Source organism: Vibrio sp. SCSIO 43153 (genome assembly GCF_023716625.1).
Lineage (GTDB): Bacteria > Pseudomonadota > Gammaproteobacteria > Enterobacterales > Vibrionaceae > Vibrio > Vibrio rotiferianus.
The window spans coordinates 1,333,642-1,349,050 of the sequence record NZ_CP071855.1 but is presented as its reverse complement, the minus strand read 5'-3'; the positions used below and the strand labels follow the sequence as shown (position 1 = coordinate 1,349,050).

Below are 15,409 nucleotides of genomic sequence, written 5' to 3'. Positions count from 1 at the left end.
GTGCCTTATAGAGAATTCAAAAACGCAATCAATGCGTCACGTTCTTTCTTATTCAGTGCCAAGACATTCTGCTTAGCTGTTTCGGCTTCGCCACCATGCCACAATACTGCTTCCATAAGGTTGCGCGCACGTCCATCATGTAGGAAGTAAGTATGACCGTTAACCTCCTCGGTGTAGCCAATCCCCCATAATGGCGCAGTTCGCCATTCACGCCCGTTTGCTAAGTATTCCGGACGGTGATCGGCTAAGCCTTCACCCATATCGTGTAAAAGCATGTCTGTGTATGGGTGGATAAGCTGCTCAGAAAGCGCTGGCAATTCTGGTCGTTTAGCGGTCTTCACACTTGTCTTATGACAGCTTTCACAGCCAGATGATGCAAAGATCTGTTGACCAAGCTTCACTTCTGGATCATTGACATTACGACGAATTGGCACCGCTAAGTGTTGGCTATAAAACTCAACGAAATCAAGGATATTTTGGCTTACTTCTGGCTTTCCACCATTTGGCATGTCATCACAAATAGTTTGTTTTGAGGTGCAGTTTTCATTTGGGAATAAGTGGCTCGTCAAACCGACATCGCCATTGAATGCCGCGGCATTTTGTTGCATTAGCGTCGGCTGTCCGGCTTTCCAGCCAAAACGACCAATCGAAAAGTCGTCCTTCTCAATATCCCAAACCTTGTTTGCTTTGCCTGAGATACCGTCTTTGTTGGCATCGTGTTCATCAGCCCAAGCCAGCAGCGTTTCATCGGGAATACTCTCTAACAAGCCAAGGCCGATCATTGGTGGCGCGACTCGAGCGGAAAATTCGGTGTCAGGGTGCATGTCGCCATACCCTAAATCGGTAATGTTTAGGTGCGGCTTTCTCAGCGTCACTGTCGTGCCATCTTTAAATTTCACTGGCACATCGGTATAAGTGATTTCGATTTTCCCCTCTGGGGTTTGATCTTGCAGGGCGAAATCTTGAAGCTGGCCACCATAAGTTGGCTCAGGTATGCCACCGTCTTTGATGAACGCTGCCTTTTGTTCTGGCGTCATTGCGGGGATACTCAAGCGCACTAGCATAGACACCGCATGTAAATCGTCTTTTTCTGGTGGATGACCACGGCCATCTTTGATGTGACAGTTCTGACAGCCATTGGTGTTGAACAATGGGCCTAGGCCATCACGAGCATCTGTCGATGCTGGCGCTTGCACCCAAGGATTACGGAAAAAACTGTTGCCCACGCTGAAATCAAGACGCTTACTCATTGGTAGATTGGCAGCAGGAAGAGAATAGGCATTCGCGCCATCTTTTTTAACACTGGTTTTGCCACCAGACTTAACATCGTAAGCCATGGCAGAAGAAGAAAGGATCGCGGCTAGCGCTGAAATTAGGTATGGCTTCATATCATTGCTCTACATATACAACAAGGGTGATAACAACGAGCTCAAACGTTAAAAGGGCTCACAAAGAGCCCTTATTTATTATGGTTTTCTTATTAAAACTCGTGGTCAGCAGTATCAGGGCTTAGGCTATCGATGCCGACAATGTTTGCCGCTCGCTCAATCGCACCGGTTTGGGCTACCAACGACATGATGGTGTCGTTTACTAACGCGTTGCCTTGTGCGTTACCCGCCGCAATTAGCTGATCGAAGTGCTGGTTGTTCTTCTCAGCAGAAGTCACTAGCTCACCTACTTGGCTGCGAGTAACATCAAACTGCTTCTGGATTTCTTTTGCTGCTTTTTTGTCTCTTTGAGCAACAAGATCCGCAATGCTTGGACCAGATAGCAATGTTCCATCTTCACGCTTGTATAGGCCGGTGTAAACGTTATAAATGCCCTGCTCGTTGTAGTAATGAGAATTATGAGTGTTGTCTGAGAAACAATCGTGTTCGTCTTCTGTCGAGTTTGCTTCTAGTGCAACTTTCATGCGCTCACCAGCTAGCTCACCCAGAGAAAGAGAGCCCATACCGAATAGCATCTTACGAAGACCGTTGTCTGCCGAGCCATTAAGAAGCTCTTCACGGTAGTTACCTTTCACGTCTGCAGACCACTGCTTTTCCATCCACTCGAGGTCTTGAACCAGTAGATCAGCTGCTGCTTTTAAGTACTCACCACGACGCTCACAGTTGCCATTAGTACACTCAGAACCTACAACGAAGTCAGTGTAAGCTCGTTGACCTGCACCTGCATTAGTACCGTTAAGATCTTGCCCCCAAAGTAAGAACTCAATCGCATGGTAACCCGAAGCAACGTTTGCTTCAGAACCACCTACTTCGTTTAGATCTGCTAGCAATTCTGGTGTGATTTTAGCGACATCTAGCTTCGACGCGCCAATCTGGAGACTTGTATTCGCAATGATGTTAGCGGAAGCACCTTCATTACCTAGTTCATATTGGTAATCAGTTGCAACGTAATCAATTAGGCCCTCATCAAGTGGCCACGCATTTAGCTGACCTTCCCAATCGTCAACGACCGCGTTACCAAAGCGGAAAACTTCAGACTGTTGGTATGGTACGCGAGAATCTAGCCAAGCTTGTTTTACTTCTTCAAGCTTTGCTGCGGATGGAGATTTAAGGAATTCGTCAATTTTTACATCGAGGGCTTTTGCTGTTGTCACAGAATCAGAAAATACCGCGTGAGCAACATCTGCATAATGTTCGACAACTTGTTGTTTAGTTACTGTAGCAGCAACCGTAGAACCACTGGCAATGAGAAGTGATGCAGCAATAGACTGGACTAAAACTGTTTTTGCATTCATCTGAAGCATCCTTGTTGAGCATTTTAATTATCGTATTGGTAGTGCTAATTATTCTTATTTGCACTTTTAGTCCCGAGATAATACAAATTTACAATTTATTTGCAACTCCAGATACAAAAAAAGCCTCACAAATATGAGGCTTTTAACAATCTTTGTTGTTAGATTTATCTTTAAGATTAAACCTTTAGATGGTGCTTACCGTGGGACACCTTGGCTTTCAAATAATTTTCGTTGCCATCTTTGATATGTGCAGAAGTATTGACAACTTCAGCGATTTCTATCCCATACTCAGATAATTCACGGATCTTCTTAGGGTTATTTGTCACAAGGCGGATCTTATTCACACCTAATGCTTCTAACATTTGTGCAGCTTCCGTAAAGTCACGCAAGTCATCATCAAAGCCTAGGTGGTTGTTGGCTTCATAAGTATTCATGCCTTGGCTTTGTAGACGATACGCATCGATCTTATTGTATAGGCCAATGCCACGACCTTCTTGGCGAAGATATAGAATGATCCCACCTGATTCACCCATACGGTTAATGGTCTCTTCCAGTTGCTCACCACAGTCACAGCGTGAAGAATGGAATACGTCACCAGTCAAACACTCAGAGTGCATTCTGACTAACGGTGTGTCTTGCGTTTGGTCTGCATGCTTGAAAATTACTGCAACGTGTTCTTTGTCTGTTTTCAATCCGTGGAAGGACAGAATCTCAGCTTCAATGTTACTTTTTGCCCCGACTTTAAAATCTACTCTGGCACGAACTTCCGCCATATCTATACTCACTTGATGTATTGCTTGATGCACTTTTGTAATTGCATTCATAAGAAATCTCTCTCAATCACAGACTATGGGGATTGATACCTGATTTTTCAATCTTAAGATCACTTTGAATGCAACTGCTTCACTTAAAGGGTAATCAAACTAACCAGTTATGGTTGATTCTTTTTAGAACACTTTTAGTACCTAGTTAATCATACAGCATTACCCAGCTGACAAATGTTATAATATAACATTTTAAAATAAGTACAATAAAAAACCCCAGTCCGCAAAGGCTGGGGTTTTTTATATAAAACTGGCTGTATAGTAACTTAGTGAGTTTGCTTGTTCTTCCACACAACAAGCTCAATCCAGACATTTTCGAGCTCTTGAAGCTCTTCATCACTTAAAACGGCTAGCGTTGATGTGACTTGCGGCAGCTTCGGTGATTGCAATGCTCGAATCTGCGAGTAAAAGTCCTTTTTTAATTGCGATATTACTGAATCCACTGCAAACACCTACATATAATACGTTATCGAAATACGCGTTAGCTCATCTTTTTATTTAGTTCGCTATTCACTGAATTAATCTGAAATTCTTGAAAATGATAACATCTTGCCTGTTATATGCACAATTAATTTTAAATAGTGGAACAATTATCACACTATTAACGCTTGAGTTTTTTGATCGAAATAATTAGAAAAAGGATCATAAATAGCCCTGGAAAGATCCATAATAATGCCGTTGAGAGGTTAAATGGCGGATCATACAGGACAATATTTCCATATCGATCAACTAAGTATTGCTTGATCTCTTTATCTGTATATCCCTCATTCACCATCTCGTAGACCTTCAGCCGTAGCGCTTTCGCAGTATAGGCATTCGACTCGACTAGGTTTTGATTTTGACATTGAGGGCAACGAAGAGACTTAGCCAAAGTAATTGCACGCTGTTGCATTTCAACTGATTTAAATTCAAAAAGATCAACATTTTGATCATCCTGAATAGCGTACGCATTTAATGGGAGTAAGGCGAATAATAAAGATAATACAAAAGATAAATTATATCGAGATATCAAAGAACTTAGAGAAAATAGCATTCCATTTATCCTTATTAATTTCACCACGATATTTGATCAAAATCTGCCCCTCTTGATCAATTAGGTACGTTTCCGGCGTTCCGATTATACCTAAATCGATCCCTAGTTCACCTTTGGGATCAAATATCACCTTGGCATATGGGTTACCCTCCCGAGCCAAGTATTCTTGAGCTGCATGGCTTTGATCTCTATAGTTCAAACCTATTATTGGTACACCAGCTAGCGATAAACTCAACAATTCATCATGCTCACGTTTACAGACACCGCACCAAGACGCCCAGACGTTTAAAATTTGCAAATCATGCTCTGCAAACAGCTTTTCCGTAAGTACGTCCGTTGTCGCTAAGCTGTCAGCCTGAAAATTTGGAACATAGACCACCCGATTTTTCGTTGTCTCGACGTTTGGACGATCAGCTAAAGACAGGTAACTGGTTACCGAAAATACCGCAATAGCTCCCGCTAGAATAGCTAGTTTATGCGAAGGATTCATCACTGACTCGACTCCAAGATCTTTTAGGCAGTAAGGCTGATAACATACTTATTAGTGCAACGATACCGCCACACCATATCCACCAAATTGCGGCTCTGTACTGCACTTTCACCGCATAAGATTGCTCTGACAGCTTTTCCCCAAGTGTAATATAGTAGTCACCATGCCAAAAAGACTTAATGGCAGGCTCCGTCATATTCATAACTCGTACTGAATAATGCCTTCTCTCTGGGAGCAGAGTGAAGCTGTGTTGTTCCGTTGTGCTAAGGCGTATCTCTGCTATTTCCGAAGTATAGTTCGGCCCAACCTTCCAGTGAGTATCCACATATTCGAGAGATACGTTTTGGAACTGATGCTGAGAGTTTGGAGACATGCGGTAGCTAAATTCATAAGAGTAGGAGGCATTTACTATCGCCCCTACTCCAGCAATGACAAAACCAATGTGGGCAAAAAGTTTAGGTGCAGTGCTAATCTTCGCACCACTTCTTACCCACTGAAATGCATGACTAGAAACGACGTAAATTGCCAACGCAAAAATTACACCTAGCATCAAGCCCGTGTTAACCATAATTGCTACAATGCTGGCTGTAATGACACTCAAAGAAGCAATCAACCATAGTACTTTCAGGTCCTTACCTGCCCGAGAATGTTGCCATGAACAAAACGTGGAACAAGCCAGTACAACAAGACTAAAAACAAATAATGGATAGATAAGTGAGTTAAAATATGGTGGTCCGACTGAAATACTACCAGCCCCCAATACTTGGTATATCATCGGATAAAACGTACCAAGAAACACGATAGCAGTAGCAATGACTAACAAGCCTATCGCCATGTAACATAAATAAGCTCGACTAAAAATGGTATCAATGTTCGATTGAGGAATCTGCTGACCTCGATATATCAATGACCCAAAAGTGACAAAGACAATAATCACCAATACGCACAGCAATGCCAATCCCTTAGTTGGATCAACAGCGAATGCGTGGACAGATGTTAAAACTCCGCTTCTGACAACAAAAGTACCCAATACACTGAGGCTAAACGTACTAAACGCTAATGCGTAAGTGCTCCAAATCGCCCCTTTATTCCTTGCTGACAAATGTATGCTATGGAGTAAGGCTGTGCCAACTAGCCAAGGCATCAAAGACGCATTTTCTACCGGGTCCCAAAACCACCAGCCCCCCCAACCTAATTCGTTATAAGCCCACCACGAGCCAACTAAAATGCCCGCCGTTAACGTACCCCAAGCGAAATAGGCAATGCCTCGAACAAATGCATACCACTCATGGTGTGGTTGCCTTCCAAACAAAGCAGCAAGCGCAAGAGCCAATACTGCAGAGTAACCAACGTAACCTAGGTAAAGTAAAGGCGGGTGAATAATAAGCCCAACATCCTGCAACATAGGATTGAGGTCACGTCCTTCCAGAGCGAAACTTTGGGCATATTCAAATGGATTTGATGTGGCAAGCGTAAACCATGCAAAGATCGCAATAAGAACGTTCATGATTCCTAGGCAATCACCAGTATATTGAGCATTAACAGGTGATTTAAAAGCGATCAATGACGCCCACATGCTGAGTGTCACCACCCAAAATAACATCGAACCTTGGTGCCCTCCCCAAGTAGCCGCCACCTTGAATGCGACAGGCAGCTGGCTATTGGAATGAGTAACCACATACTCAAGCGCGAAATTATCTTGAACAAAACAGACAATCAAAAGCGATAAGCAAATGAAAGAGGCCAAACTGATGATGTATGACGTTGCAGTTTGGTGCGGTAGCGCCACCGTTTTGCCAATTGCGCGACGAATCCAATACAAAACCGCCGCACACGTAGAGCCAATCGACACCAGGATGAGTAAAAATAACCCCAGTTCAGCCTCCATTACACCTCCCTATACTATAGTCATCTGACCGGCATAGAGAATGAACGTGCGTAGCATCAATACACCAACCAGGCTTAACGTCGTCACCACAAACACGTAGCTTCCCTTGTGGCGAACTTCAGAAGGCGTTAACCAGTTCAGCGTTAACGGTGTGAGCATACCGATGAGCACGACTCCAACCCAGAACCATTGCGCCCAGAAACCGTTAGATATCGCATTCCAAGCGGCAACCTCATTCTGACCGCCACTAAAGATCAGACCTGTGAAGAAGGTCACCAAGACAAACAGCTCAAACAATACAACTGGGCGTTCAAATCCGTGAACCCAAGACACACTTGGGCTACTAGTTGACTCTTTGAAAACCAAGATGCCAAACATCAAACACGCCGCCGCTCCTGAAGATAAGCTAGAGAACAAGAACAAAATAGGCAGTACTGGGTTATTCAACATTGGGTAAGTCTTCAATGCCGATAACAGGAAGCCGGTATACGCGGCTAAAACTATCGCTAAGAATCCCAGAAAGAGTTCTATCGCGTTGTTACCTTTACCGAACTTGATCAGGAGATCATCAACAAAATCGAGCAACTTGCCTGGCAACTTGCCTTCGCAGAAATTGATGATTTGGTGACGGAAAATCACACCAATCCAAACAAATAGTACGATCATGTACACTTGGAACAAGATAACGCCCATAGACATCACGGAAGTCGGATTGTAGTAAATCATGATCTTCCAAAACTCTAGCGGTTTAGTTAAGTGGAAAATCAAAATAACTAGACCAGCAATGATGCCAAACGGTGCTAACCAAGCCATCGCTTTCATGATGCCATTGTTTGCTGGGTCACCCTCGATAACCTTGCGTTTCAAATAGATGGATATCATTACCGCCCCCGCGGACATACCCGCTAAGAACAGATATATTGCGATGATCCAATCCCAAACTAACGAGTCAAAGTGGAAAGCACTCTCGAAGCCGTTCATGATGACACCTCCCCTTTGCTATGTGGAATTTTGTACAGCTTAGGCTGTGTACCTAAATGCGATTTATCACGGTACACAACGTTGCTTTCTATCGCTTTGCTCACTTCACTTGTAGGATCGTTTAAATCGCCAAATATCAGTGCTTTCGTCGGGCAAGATTCCACGCATGCCGGCTGTTTACCTTGCGCTAAATTGGTATCACGACAGAAATTACATTTATCCGCAGAGTGATCGACCGGGTTAAAGAAGCGGACTTGATAAGGGCACGCAGCTAAGCAGTAACCACAACCAACACATTTTTCTTTGTGCACATCGACGATACCAGTTGCTTCGTCTTTATACGCAGCGCCAGTTGGACAAACGTATACACAAGGCGGATTATCACAGTGCTGGCAAGAGTCTCGAGTGAACTGGTATTCCACATCAGGGAACTCCCCAATCGGCTCACTACGATGAATTTTAAGACGGGTAACGCCTTCAGGAACGTTATTCACTTCACGGCAAGCATCAGTACAAGCGGTACAACCAATGCAGGCATTCTCATCGTGAACCATCCCCATACGCTTTGCTTGCTCACTATCGCTGGCATAAAGAGAGGAGCTAACAACGGAAGTGCCTGCAACGCCAGTGGTCAATATCAAAGCGCCGCTGCCGGCTAGGAAGTTTCTTCTAGAACATTTCATGCTATCTCTCCTCTTCTTTTGCAAGTTCAGGTTCGACGGCAAATTCAGAGTGACAATCGACACATTGCTTGATCAGCTGTTTTCTGTCGTAAGACAGTGCTTTGGTTTTTGCAGCGTGAACATCATGACAATTTGAGCAAGTAAGATTCTTTGCATGAACATCGTGCGTCCAGTGGCTTTCTCTTAGCTCAGTAGGCGCATGGCAATCCACGCACTGACTATTAGCTTTGAGGATCAAACTCGGATCGAGGAACACCTTATCGTGCACTGCTTTTGATTGCGCAGCAGAAAACTTAATAACATCCGGCGCCCCTTCACGGTGGTCAGGACCAATATTGCTGTGGCAGTTGGTGCAATTAAGTTGCTTTCCTTGGCTCAATAACGCTTGTGGATCATGCGATAGATTCAGAGTGTCTTTGGCGTCCTTATGACATTGAAGACATTTATAGTCTCGGTCTCGGATCAGTTCGACTTGATGACGCTCGGCCTGAGCACCTTCAACTGACTCTGAAGAAGTCGCATGGGCGGCGATGGAAAAACCATAGAAGGCAAAGATGAAGAGAAATTTCAGCATTGTCTCTATGGTCAATTTTATATTGCCCATATTTTTCTTTCCTTAGCTCGATAATAATTGATAACCATTCTCAATTATTTATTTGAGCGACAATTAATTTCCTCTGAAGATATTTTTACAAACCTTCAAATGACATCAATTCTTATTTCGGAAAGCCACAACGCTAAACCTATATTTATAATACCCCTATTCTCCATAAGGGGTAGAAACAACCGCTCAAAAAGCGAGCTTAATCACCCTATTTTTTAAACAGACAGAAAGCTAAAACCTTAGCACACAACAAGTTACACCATACCACTTTAGGGGTATATAAATATAAACATGACTGAGATCACTGGCGTAAATTGATCTAAAACAAGACAAGTATCGCTCACTATTTCATCTATTTGATTAAGCCATATTATTAATCTTAGATCTCCGGTTCTTATTTGGAATAGCTCCTCACAACGCTGCTTATAAAAACAAATATGGAGATAACACCGTGAGCATAAAACACTGGATGAGCGCACCCATCACGGTTGCGACCTTATTCGCCAGCCAATTATTTTTGGTAGGCGCTCCTATGGCAGCGGAAGATAAAGGACTCGTCGATCCACGCAACGATGCCTTTGAACAAAACCACCCTGACCAATATCATTCTTGGAAAGCAACATCAGAAAGTGAACATATTGAAGATGCCTTAAGTGAAGACCCAAACATGGTGATTCTATGGGCAGGCTATGGCTTTGCGAAAGATTACAATAAAGCCCGCGGTCACTTCTACGCATTGGATGATGTTCGCCAAACCTTACGTACCGGCGCACCGACAGACGAAAAATCCGGACCTATGCCGATGGCGTGTTGGAGCTGTAAAAGCCCAGATGTGGCTCGCGTAATTGATGAACGCGGTGAAGATGGCTACTTCGAAGGCAAATGGGCACGCTTAGGATCGGAGATCGTTAACCCTATTGGTTGTTCAGACTGTCACGACACTCGCTCTGATGAGTTTAAGAACGGTGAACCAGCGCTGGCAATAACTCGCCCTTATGTAGAACGCGCTTTCGATGCCATCGGCAAAAAGTTTGATGAGCAATCTCGCCTAGATCAACAAGCGTCTGTTTGCGCGCAGTGCCACGTTGAATACTACTTTACCGGTCCAACCAAAGCCGTGAAATTCCCATGGGATATGGGGACCACTGTGAACGATATGGAGCAGTACTACGATGCATTGAACTTCAAAGATTGGACACACGCAGTATCGAAGGCACCAATGTTGAAAGCACAGCACCCAGGTTACGAAACATGGCGTGATGGCATCCACGGCAAGAATAAAGTCGTATGTGTGGACTGCCACATGCCAAAAGTAACTAAAGAAGACGGCACCGTTTACACCGACCACAAAGTGGGCAATCCGTTTGATCGCTTCGAAGACACTTGTGCACAATGTCATACCCAAACCAAAGAGCAGCTACAAGGCATCGTTTCAACGCGTAAAGCTCAAGTACTGAACATGAAGCTAACAGCCGAGAAGCAAATCGTAGCAGCGCACTTTGAAGCGGGTGCAGCATGGAAAGCCGGCGCAACCGAAGATGAAATGCAGCCGATCCTGCAAGATATCCGCCATGCACAATGGCGTTGGGACTACGCTATTGCGTCTCATGGTGTCCACATGCACGCGCCTGAAGTTGCGCTTGAGGTGTTAGGCACTGCGGTTGACCGTGCGGCGGACGCACGCACTAAGCTGGTTCGTTTACTTGCAACCAAAGGCATTACTGAACCAGTACAAATCCCTGATATCTCGACCAAAGCTAAGGCACAACAAGCACTAGGAATGGATATGGAGAAAATGAACTCAGATAAGAAACACTTCCTAGAAACGGTAGCACCAGAGTGGGATAAGGCAGCTGCTGAACGCGAAGCCACGTATTAGTCTAACAAACAGAGGTTAATCTATAGATACAACAAGGGGCGTACTGGACGCCCCTTTCTTTATTTCTTTGTTATCTTTATTTCTTCGTTCTCGATTCTATCGAGAGACAAAAATCGAATGTGCTAACGACGAGGAAGTCTCGGCCTAGACTGAATATTTGGGCGCGTTTTAGGCATTTGCACATTAGGTCTTTCCGCAGGACGCTGAATCTTCGTCTCTGGCAGTGCTTTTCTTTGTTGCGCCTTTTCTTTCAATGCTTTGTCTTGTAAAGCTGCGGGCTCGCTTCGCTCTGGACGATTCTCCCACTTGGTTTGAATCTCCTGCTTCTGCTCTTCAGGTAGAGATTGCCAATGGTCGTCAAGCTGGCGTTTCATGTTGTCAATGTTGGTGGACATATCATCATCCTTCCAATCTTCAACTTTGTCTTTGATGGATTGCTGTTGGTCTTCATCCAAGCCATTCCACCACTCTTCCAATTTCTCTTTGTATTCATCATCATTGTCACAACAACCCGGATAATAGTAGATCCAGTAATCGTCATGATCATACCACCATGGATCGTAGTAACCGGAAGAGTAATAAACCGTAGATGAGGAGCCAGAATGTTCGGAAGAAGTACAGCCTGCCAGTACGGAGCCGCACAGCACCACCAAAATGCCTAACGCTTTATTCTTCATTCGTCGCCTACCTTTCGTCTACTGCTTATTAAAATCTACGTCTACAACAGCTCTTTCGCTTGGTTGATAGAGTTAATAATTTGCACTCTATCTAAGTTGGGATCGTTAGAATCTAGTAATAGTACCCAAGCATCAATCGCCTCCTGAAAACGGAATGACAAAAAATGATCATTTGCGATCAAAGACAAGGCCGCTTCATTATGAGGCTCTAACTGCAACGCTTGTTCAAGCAATAAACTGACTTCGCTCGTCATCGATTGTTTATGGATGTAATACAGGGTGGTTGCTTTAGCGGCAAGTTGAGTCGCATTGACCGGGTCTGTCAACTGAATGGCATAATCGAAGCAAATCAGTGCTCCATCAAGCTCTCCTTCGACCAGATATCCCTGCCCCAACTGAAACCATAGCTCAGCATTATTTGGGTCTTCACGCAATTGGTCTTGGATTTCCTCAATGATGTCATGAGCAGTCATCATCCGCGATGCTTCGGCTTGTATTGGTTGAGGAGCAGATTGACGAAAAAGTAAAAAGCTAGCACTCGTCAGCACGAGCACCAACGTGCAGAAGCTAAACCATTGCGCTGGCTTTACTTTGGCGGCGCTCAGTGACAAAGCCACAATGAATAAACCCATCAAAGTGATGGCGACAAAAAACCAAACCGACATAGTGCATTCCATAAAACAAGAGAGTTTCAGTCTACTGGTTTAGAGCCTTCATTGCGTTGATACAAGTACAAAAAAGCCGAGCATAATGCTCGGCTTTTAAATTTAGCAGTGACTGAGAAGATTATTCTTCTTCAGAACCTTCAGCTGCGTCATCCGCTGCAGGTGCTTCAGGCGCTTGACCTTCTACATTTGCTTCTGTTGCTTCCGCTTCTTCACCCTCAGGTAATTCTACTTCTTCAACTTCGTCAATGCGTTGTAGACCAACTACTGACTCATCTTCTGCTGTACGGATCAGCGTTACACCTTGAGTGTTACGACCTACTTGGCTTACTTCAGCTACACGAGTACGAACTAGAGTACCAGCGTCGGTGATCATCATCATCTCGTCGCCTTCTTCTACTTGTACTGCGCCAACAACTGGACCGTTACGCTCAGAAACCTTGATAGACACAACGCCCTGAGTTGCACGACCTTTCGTTGGGTATTCCGCTAGTTCAGTACGCTTACCGTAGCCGTTTTGTGTAACCGTTAGGATATCGCCTTCGTTAGACGGAACGATTAGAGAAACAACTTGGTCTTCGTCTGCTAGTTTCATACCGCGAACACCCGCCGCTGTACGACCCATTGCACGTACTTTGTCTTCGCTGAAGCGAACCACTTTACCTGCTTTAGAGAACAGCATGATGTCGCTATCGCCGTTTGTGATATCAACGCCAATTAGTGAGTCATCATCACGTAGGTTCACAGCGATTAGGCCGTTTGAACGTACGTTTGCAAACTGGTTCAGTGGGGTCTTCTTAACCGTACCATCGCCTGTCGCCATGAAAATAAATTTCTCTGGTGAGAATTCATCAACTGGAAGAATTGCGGTGATACGTTCGCCTTCCTCTAGCGGAAGGATGTTTACGATTGGCTTACCACGTGCAGTACGAGTTGCATGAGGCAATTGGTAAACTTTCAGACGGTAAGTCTTACCACGAGTTGAGAAACATAGAATGTTATCGTGAGTATTTGCAACAAGTAGACGTTCGATAAAGTCTTCATCTTTCATCTTCGTTGCACTCTTACCTTTACCACCACGACGCTGAGCTTCGTAGTCGCTTAGAATTTGGTACTTAACGTAACCTTCGTGAGACAGAGTTACTACTACGTCTTCACGAGCGATCAGCTCTTCCATGTCAATGTCATGGCTAGCTGCTGTGATTTCTGTACGACGTGCATCGCCGAAACCATCGCGAACCGCTTCAAGCTCTTCACGGATCACTTCCATCAAACGCTCAGTGCTTGCAAGAATGTGCATTAGCTCTGCGATTTCATCTAGAAGTGCTTTGTATTCGTCAAGAATCTTCTCGTGCTCAAGACCAGTTAGCTTGTGTAGACGTAGGTCTAGGATAGCTTGTGCTTGAGTTTCAGTCAGGAAGTACTGGCCGTCACGGATGCCGTATTGCTCTTCTAGCCATTCTGGACGAGCAGCATCGGTGCCTGCACGCTCTAGCATTGCCGCTACGTTGCCAAGGTCCCAACCACGCGCTACAAGGCCAGCTTTCGCTTCTGCAGGTGTTGGAGCTTTACGAATAAGTTCGATGATTTCATCGATGTTCGCTAGTGCAAGCGCCAAACCTTCAAGGATATGTGCACGTTCACGAGCTTTACGTAGTTCGAAGATAGTACGACGAGTGACAACTTCACGACGGTGGTCAACGAAGCACTTCAACATGTCTTTTAGGTTGAATAGCTGTGGCTGGCCGTTGTTTAGCGCAACCATGTTGATACCGAAAGTCGTTTGAAGCTGAGTTTGTGCGTAAAGGTTGTTTAGAACCACTTCACCCACAGCGTCGCGCTTACATTCAATTACGATACGCATACCGTCTTTATCAGACTCGTCACGTAGCGCACTGATGCCTTCTACTTTCTTATCTTTAACTAGCTCAGCGATCTTTTCGATCAAGCGAGCTTTGTTTACCTGATAAGGGATTTCAGTGACGATGATGGTTTCTTTACCATTCTTCTCCACTTCGATTTCCGCTTTTGAACGCATGTAGATCTTGCCGCGACCAGTTTTGTACGCGTCTACGATGCCTTTACGACCGCTGATTAGCGCTGCCGTAGGGAAATCAGGACCAGGAATGTAATCCATTAGTTCATCAATCGTGATTTCTTCATTATTGATGAATGCAAGACAGCCATCGATCACTTCGCCAAGGTTGTGCGGTGGGATGTTGGTTGCCATACCTACCGCGATACCAGAGGCACCGTTTACCAATAGGTTAGGAATTTTAGTTGGAAGAACCGCTGGGATTTGCTCCGTACCATCATAGTTAGGTACGTAGTCCACGGTTTCTTTATCTAGGTCAGCCAGAAGTTCGTGGGCAATTTTCGCCATACGTACTTCGGTATAACGCATTGCCGCAGCAGAGTCGCCATCGATCGAGCCAAAGTTACCTTGACCATCGACCAGCATGTAACGAAGTGAGAACGGCTGAGCCATACGTACGATTGTGTCGTACACAGCGCTATCACCGTGTGGGTGATATTTACCGATTACGTCGCCAACAACACGGGCTGATTTTTTATATGGTTTGTTCCAATCGTTGCCTAGTACGTTCATCGCGAATAAAACGCGGCGGTGTACTGGTTTTAGGCCATCACGCACATCTGGAAGAGCACGACCCACGATTACTGACATCGCGTAGTCTAGGTATGAACCTCTAAGCTCATCTTCAATGTTTACGGGCGTGATCTCTTTAGCTAAATCGCTCATAGAGCCATTATCCCTCTATTATCTGATCGTAATTACGATACGTGTAAGGTGCAAAAATATAACACACAATTCATCAACGGGGCATCACTTTCCCGCTCCTTTTATCAGGTTGTGAGCTTGGTTATGGGTTAAATGAAGAGAATTTGCACATTCATCCCATATCTTTCTGAAAACTGACTAT

At 44.6% G+C, this 15,409-nt stretch carries 14 protein-coding genes; 1 reads left to right on the top strand and 13 read right to left on the bottom strand.

Annotated elements, in window-relative coordinates:
* Window positions 1-5: 5 nt before the first annotated feature.
* The 10 genes from J4N37_RS06145 to nrfB all read right to left on the bottom strand — a co-directional run bounded on the left by J4N37_RS06145 (window position 6) and on the right by nrfB (window position 9,246).
* A complete protein-coding gene (locus tag J4N37_RS06145) occupies window positions 6-1,388 on the bottom strand; it encodes a di-heme oxidoreductase family protein (protein ID WP_252041918.1) in 1,383 nt (460 codons plus the stop codon).
* Between the two features lie 92 nt (window positions 1,389-1,480).
* A complete protein-coding gene (locus tag J4N37_RS06140) occupies window positions 1,481-2,743 on the bottom strand; it encodes an imelysin family protein (protein WP_252041916.1) in 1,263 nt (420 codons plus the stop codon).
* 176 nt (window positions 2,744-2,919) lie between these two features.
* Window positions 2,920-3,567, bottom strand: a complete 648-nt coding sequence (locus J4N37_RS06135) for a GTP cyclohydrolase II (RefSeq protein ID WP_010447607.1) — start codon at window positions 3,565-3,567, stop codon at window positions 2,920-2,922.
* A 266-nt stretch (window positions 3,568-3,833) separates the two neighbouring features.
* Entirely contained in the window at window positions 3,834-4,010 is a 177-nt protein-coding gene (locus J4N37_RS06130; protein ID WP_010447597.1) for a hypothetical protein, read from the bottom strand.
* A gap of 158 nt (window positions 4,011-4,168) precedes the next feature.
* The gene (locus J4N37_RS06125) at window positions 4,169-4,600 is read right to left on the bottom strand and encodes a cytochrome c-type biogenesis protein CcmH (protein ID WP_252041915.1); all 432 of its coding nucleotides are present in this window, start codon (window positions 4,598-4,600) and stop codon (window positions 4,169-4,171) included.
* Window positions 4,563-5,090, bottom strand: coding sequence for a DsbE family thiol:disulfide interchange protein (locus J4N37_RS06120; protein ID WP_252042112.1), 528 nt, complete (start codon window positions 5,088-5,090; stop codon window positions 4,563-4,565). Before J4N37_RS06120 ends, J4N37_RS06125 begins: the two co-directional genes overlap by 38 nt.
* Window positions 5,074-6,978, bottom strand: a complete 1,905-nt coding sequence (locus J4N37_RS06115) for a heme lyase CcmF/NrfE family subunit (protein ID WP_010447591.1) — start codon at window positions 6,976-6,978, stop codon at window positions 5,074-5,076. The genes J4N37_RS06120 and J4N37_RS06115 overlap by 17 nt, the downstream gene beginning before the upstream one ends.
* A 9-nt stretch (window positions 6,979-6,987) precedes the next feature.
* Window positions 6,988-7,959 carry a cytochrome c nitrite reductase subunit NrfD gene (nrfD, locus tag J4N37_RS06110; protein ID WP_252041914.1) on the bottom strand — a complete coding sequence of 324 codons (972 nt, stop codon included), beginning with the start codon at window positions 7,957-7,959 and terminating at the stop codon, window positions 6,988-6,990.
* The gene (nrfC, locus tag J4N37_RS06105; protein WP_252041913.1) at window positions 7,956-8,642 is read right to left on the bottom strand and encodes a cytochrome c nitrite reductase Fe-S protein; all 687 of its coding nucleotides are present in this window, start codon (window positions 8,640-8,642) and stop codon (window positions 7,956-7,958) included. Before nrfC ends, nrfD begins: the two co-directional genes overlap by 4 nt.
* Before the next feature lies 1 nt (window position 8,643).
* The gene (gene nrfB / locus J4N37_RS06100; protein ID WP_071235526.1) at window positions 8,644-9,246 is read right to left on the bottom strand and encodes a cytochrome c nitrite reductase pentaheme subunit; all 603 of its coding nucleotides are present in this window, start codon (window positions 9,244-9,246) and stop codon (window positions 8,644-8,646) included.
* Between the two features lie 451 nt (window positions 9,247-9,697).
* On the opposite strand from nrfB, the gene nrfA reads away from it, so the two are divergent.
* Window positions 9,698-11,125, top strand: a complete 1,428-nt coding sequence (gene nrfA, locus J4N37_RS06095; protein WP_252041912.1) for an ammonia-forming nitrite reductase cytochrome c552 subunit — start codon at window positions 9,698-9,700, stop codon at window positions 11,123-11,125.
* Between the two features lie 122 nt (window positions 11,126-11,247).
* Here the strand turns inward: nrfA and J4N37_RS06090 are convergent, their stop codons facing one another.
* From J4N37_RS06090 to gyrA, 3 genes are all read right to left on the bottom strand, one after another.
* Window positions 11,248-11,802, bottom strand: coding sequence for a hypothetical protein (locus tag J4N37_RS06090; RefSeq protein ID WP_252041911.1), 555 nt, complete (start codon window positions 11,800-11,802; stop codon window positions 11,248-11,250).
* 41 nt (window positions 11,803-11,843) lie between these two features.
* Window positions 11,844-12,467: a TPR domain-containing protein gene (locus tag J4N37_RS06085; protein WP_252041909.1), complete on the bottom strand. Its 624-nt coding sequence runs from the start codon at window positions 12,465-12,467 to the stop codon at window positions 11,844-11,846.
* A gap of 121 nt (window positions 12,468-12,588) precedes the next feature.
* Window positions 12,589-15,228 (bottom strand): DNA gyrase subunit A, encoded by a 2,640-nt coding sequence (gene gyrA, locus J4N37_RS06080; protein ID WP_252041908.1) that lies wholly within the window; start codon window positions 15,226-15,228, stop codon window positions 12,589-12,591.
* Window positions 15,229-15,409 lie beyond the last annotated feature (181 nt).

What these genes read in the sequence shown, in the direction of transcription:
- J4N37_RS06085 (WP_252041909.1), bottom strand. Translation starts at nt 12,467, where the DNA reads ATGTCGGTTTGGTTTTTTGTCGCCATCACTTTGATGGGTTTATTCATT.
- J4N37_RS06135 (WP_010447607.1), bottom strand. Translation starts at nt 3,567, where the DNA reads ATGAATGCAATTACAAAAGTGCATCAAGCAATACATCAAGTGAGTATA.
- nrfD (WP_252041914.1), bottom strand. Translation starts at nt 7,959, where the DNA reads ATGAACGGCTTCGAGAGTGCTTTCCACTTTGACTCGTTAGTTTGGGAT.
- J4N37_RS06125 (WP_252041915.1), bottom strand. Translation starts at nt 4,600, where the DNA reads ATGCTATTTTCTCTAAGTTCTTTGATATCTCGATATAATTTATCTTTT.
- J4N37_RS06145 (WP_252041918.1), bottom strand. Translation starts at nt 1,388, where the DNA reads ATGAAGCCATACCTAATTTCAGCGCTAGCCGCGATCCTTTCTTCTTCT.
- J4N37_RS06140 (WP_252041916.1), bottom strand. Translation starts at nt 2,743, where the DNA reads ATGAATGCAAAAACAGTTTTAGTCCAGTCTATTGCTGCATCACTTCTC.
- nrfB (WP_071235526.1), bottom strand. Translation starts at nt 9,246, where the DNA reads ATGGGCAATATAAAATTGACCATAGAGACAATGCTGAAATTTCTCTTC.
- J4N37_RS06120 (WP_252042112.1), bottom strand. Translation starts at nt 5,090, where the DNA reads ATGAATCCTTCGCATAAACTAGCTATTCTAGCGGGAGCTATTGCGGTA.
- J4N37_RS06115 (WP_010447591.1), bottom strand. Translation starts at nt 6,978, where the DNA reads ATGGAGGCTGAACTGGGGTTATTTTTACTCATCCTGGTGTCGATTGGC.
- J4N37_RS06090 (WP_252041911.1), bottom strand. Translation starts at nt 11,802, where the DNA reads ATGAAGAATAAAGCGTTAGGCATTTTGGTGGTGCTGTGCGGCTCCGTA.
- gyrA (WP_252041908.1), bottom strand. Translation starts at nt 15,228, where the DNA reads ATGAGCGATTTAGCTAAAGAGATCACGCCCGTAAACATTGAAGATGAG.
- nrfC (WP_252041913.1), bottom strand. Translation starts at nt 8,642, where the DNA reads ATGAAATGTTCTAGAAGAAACTTCCTAGCCGGCAGCGGCGCTTTGATA.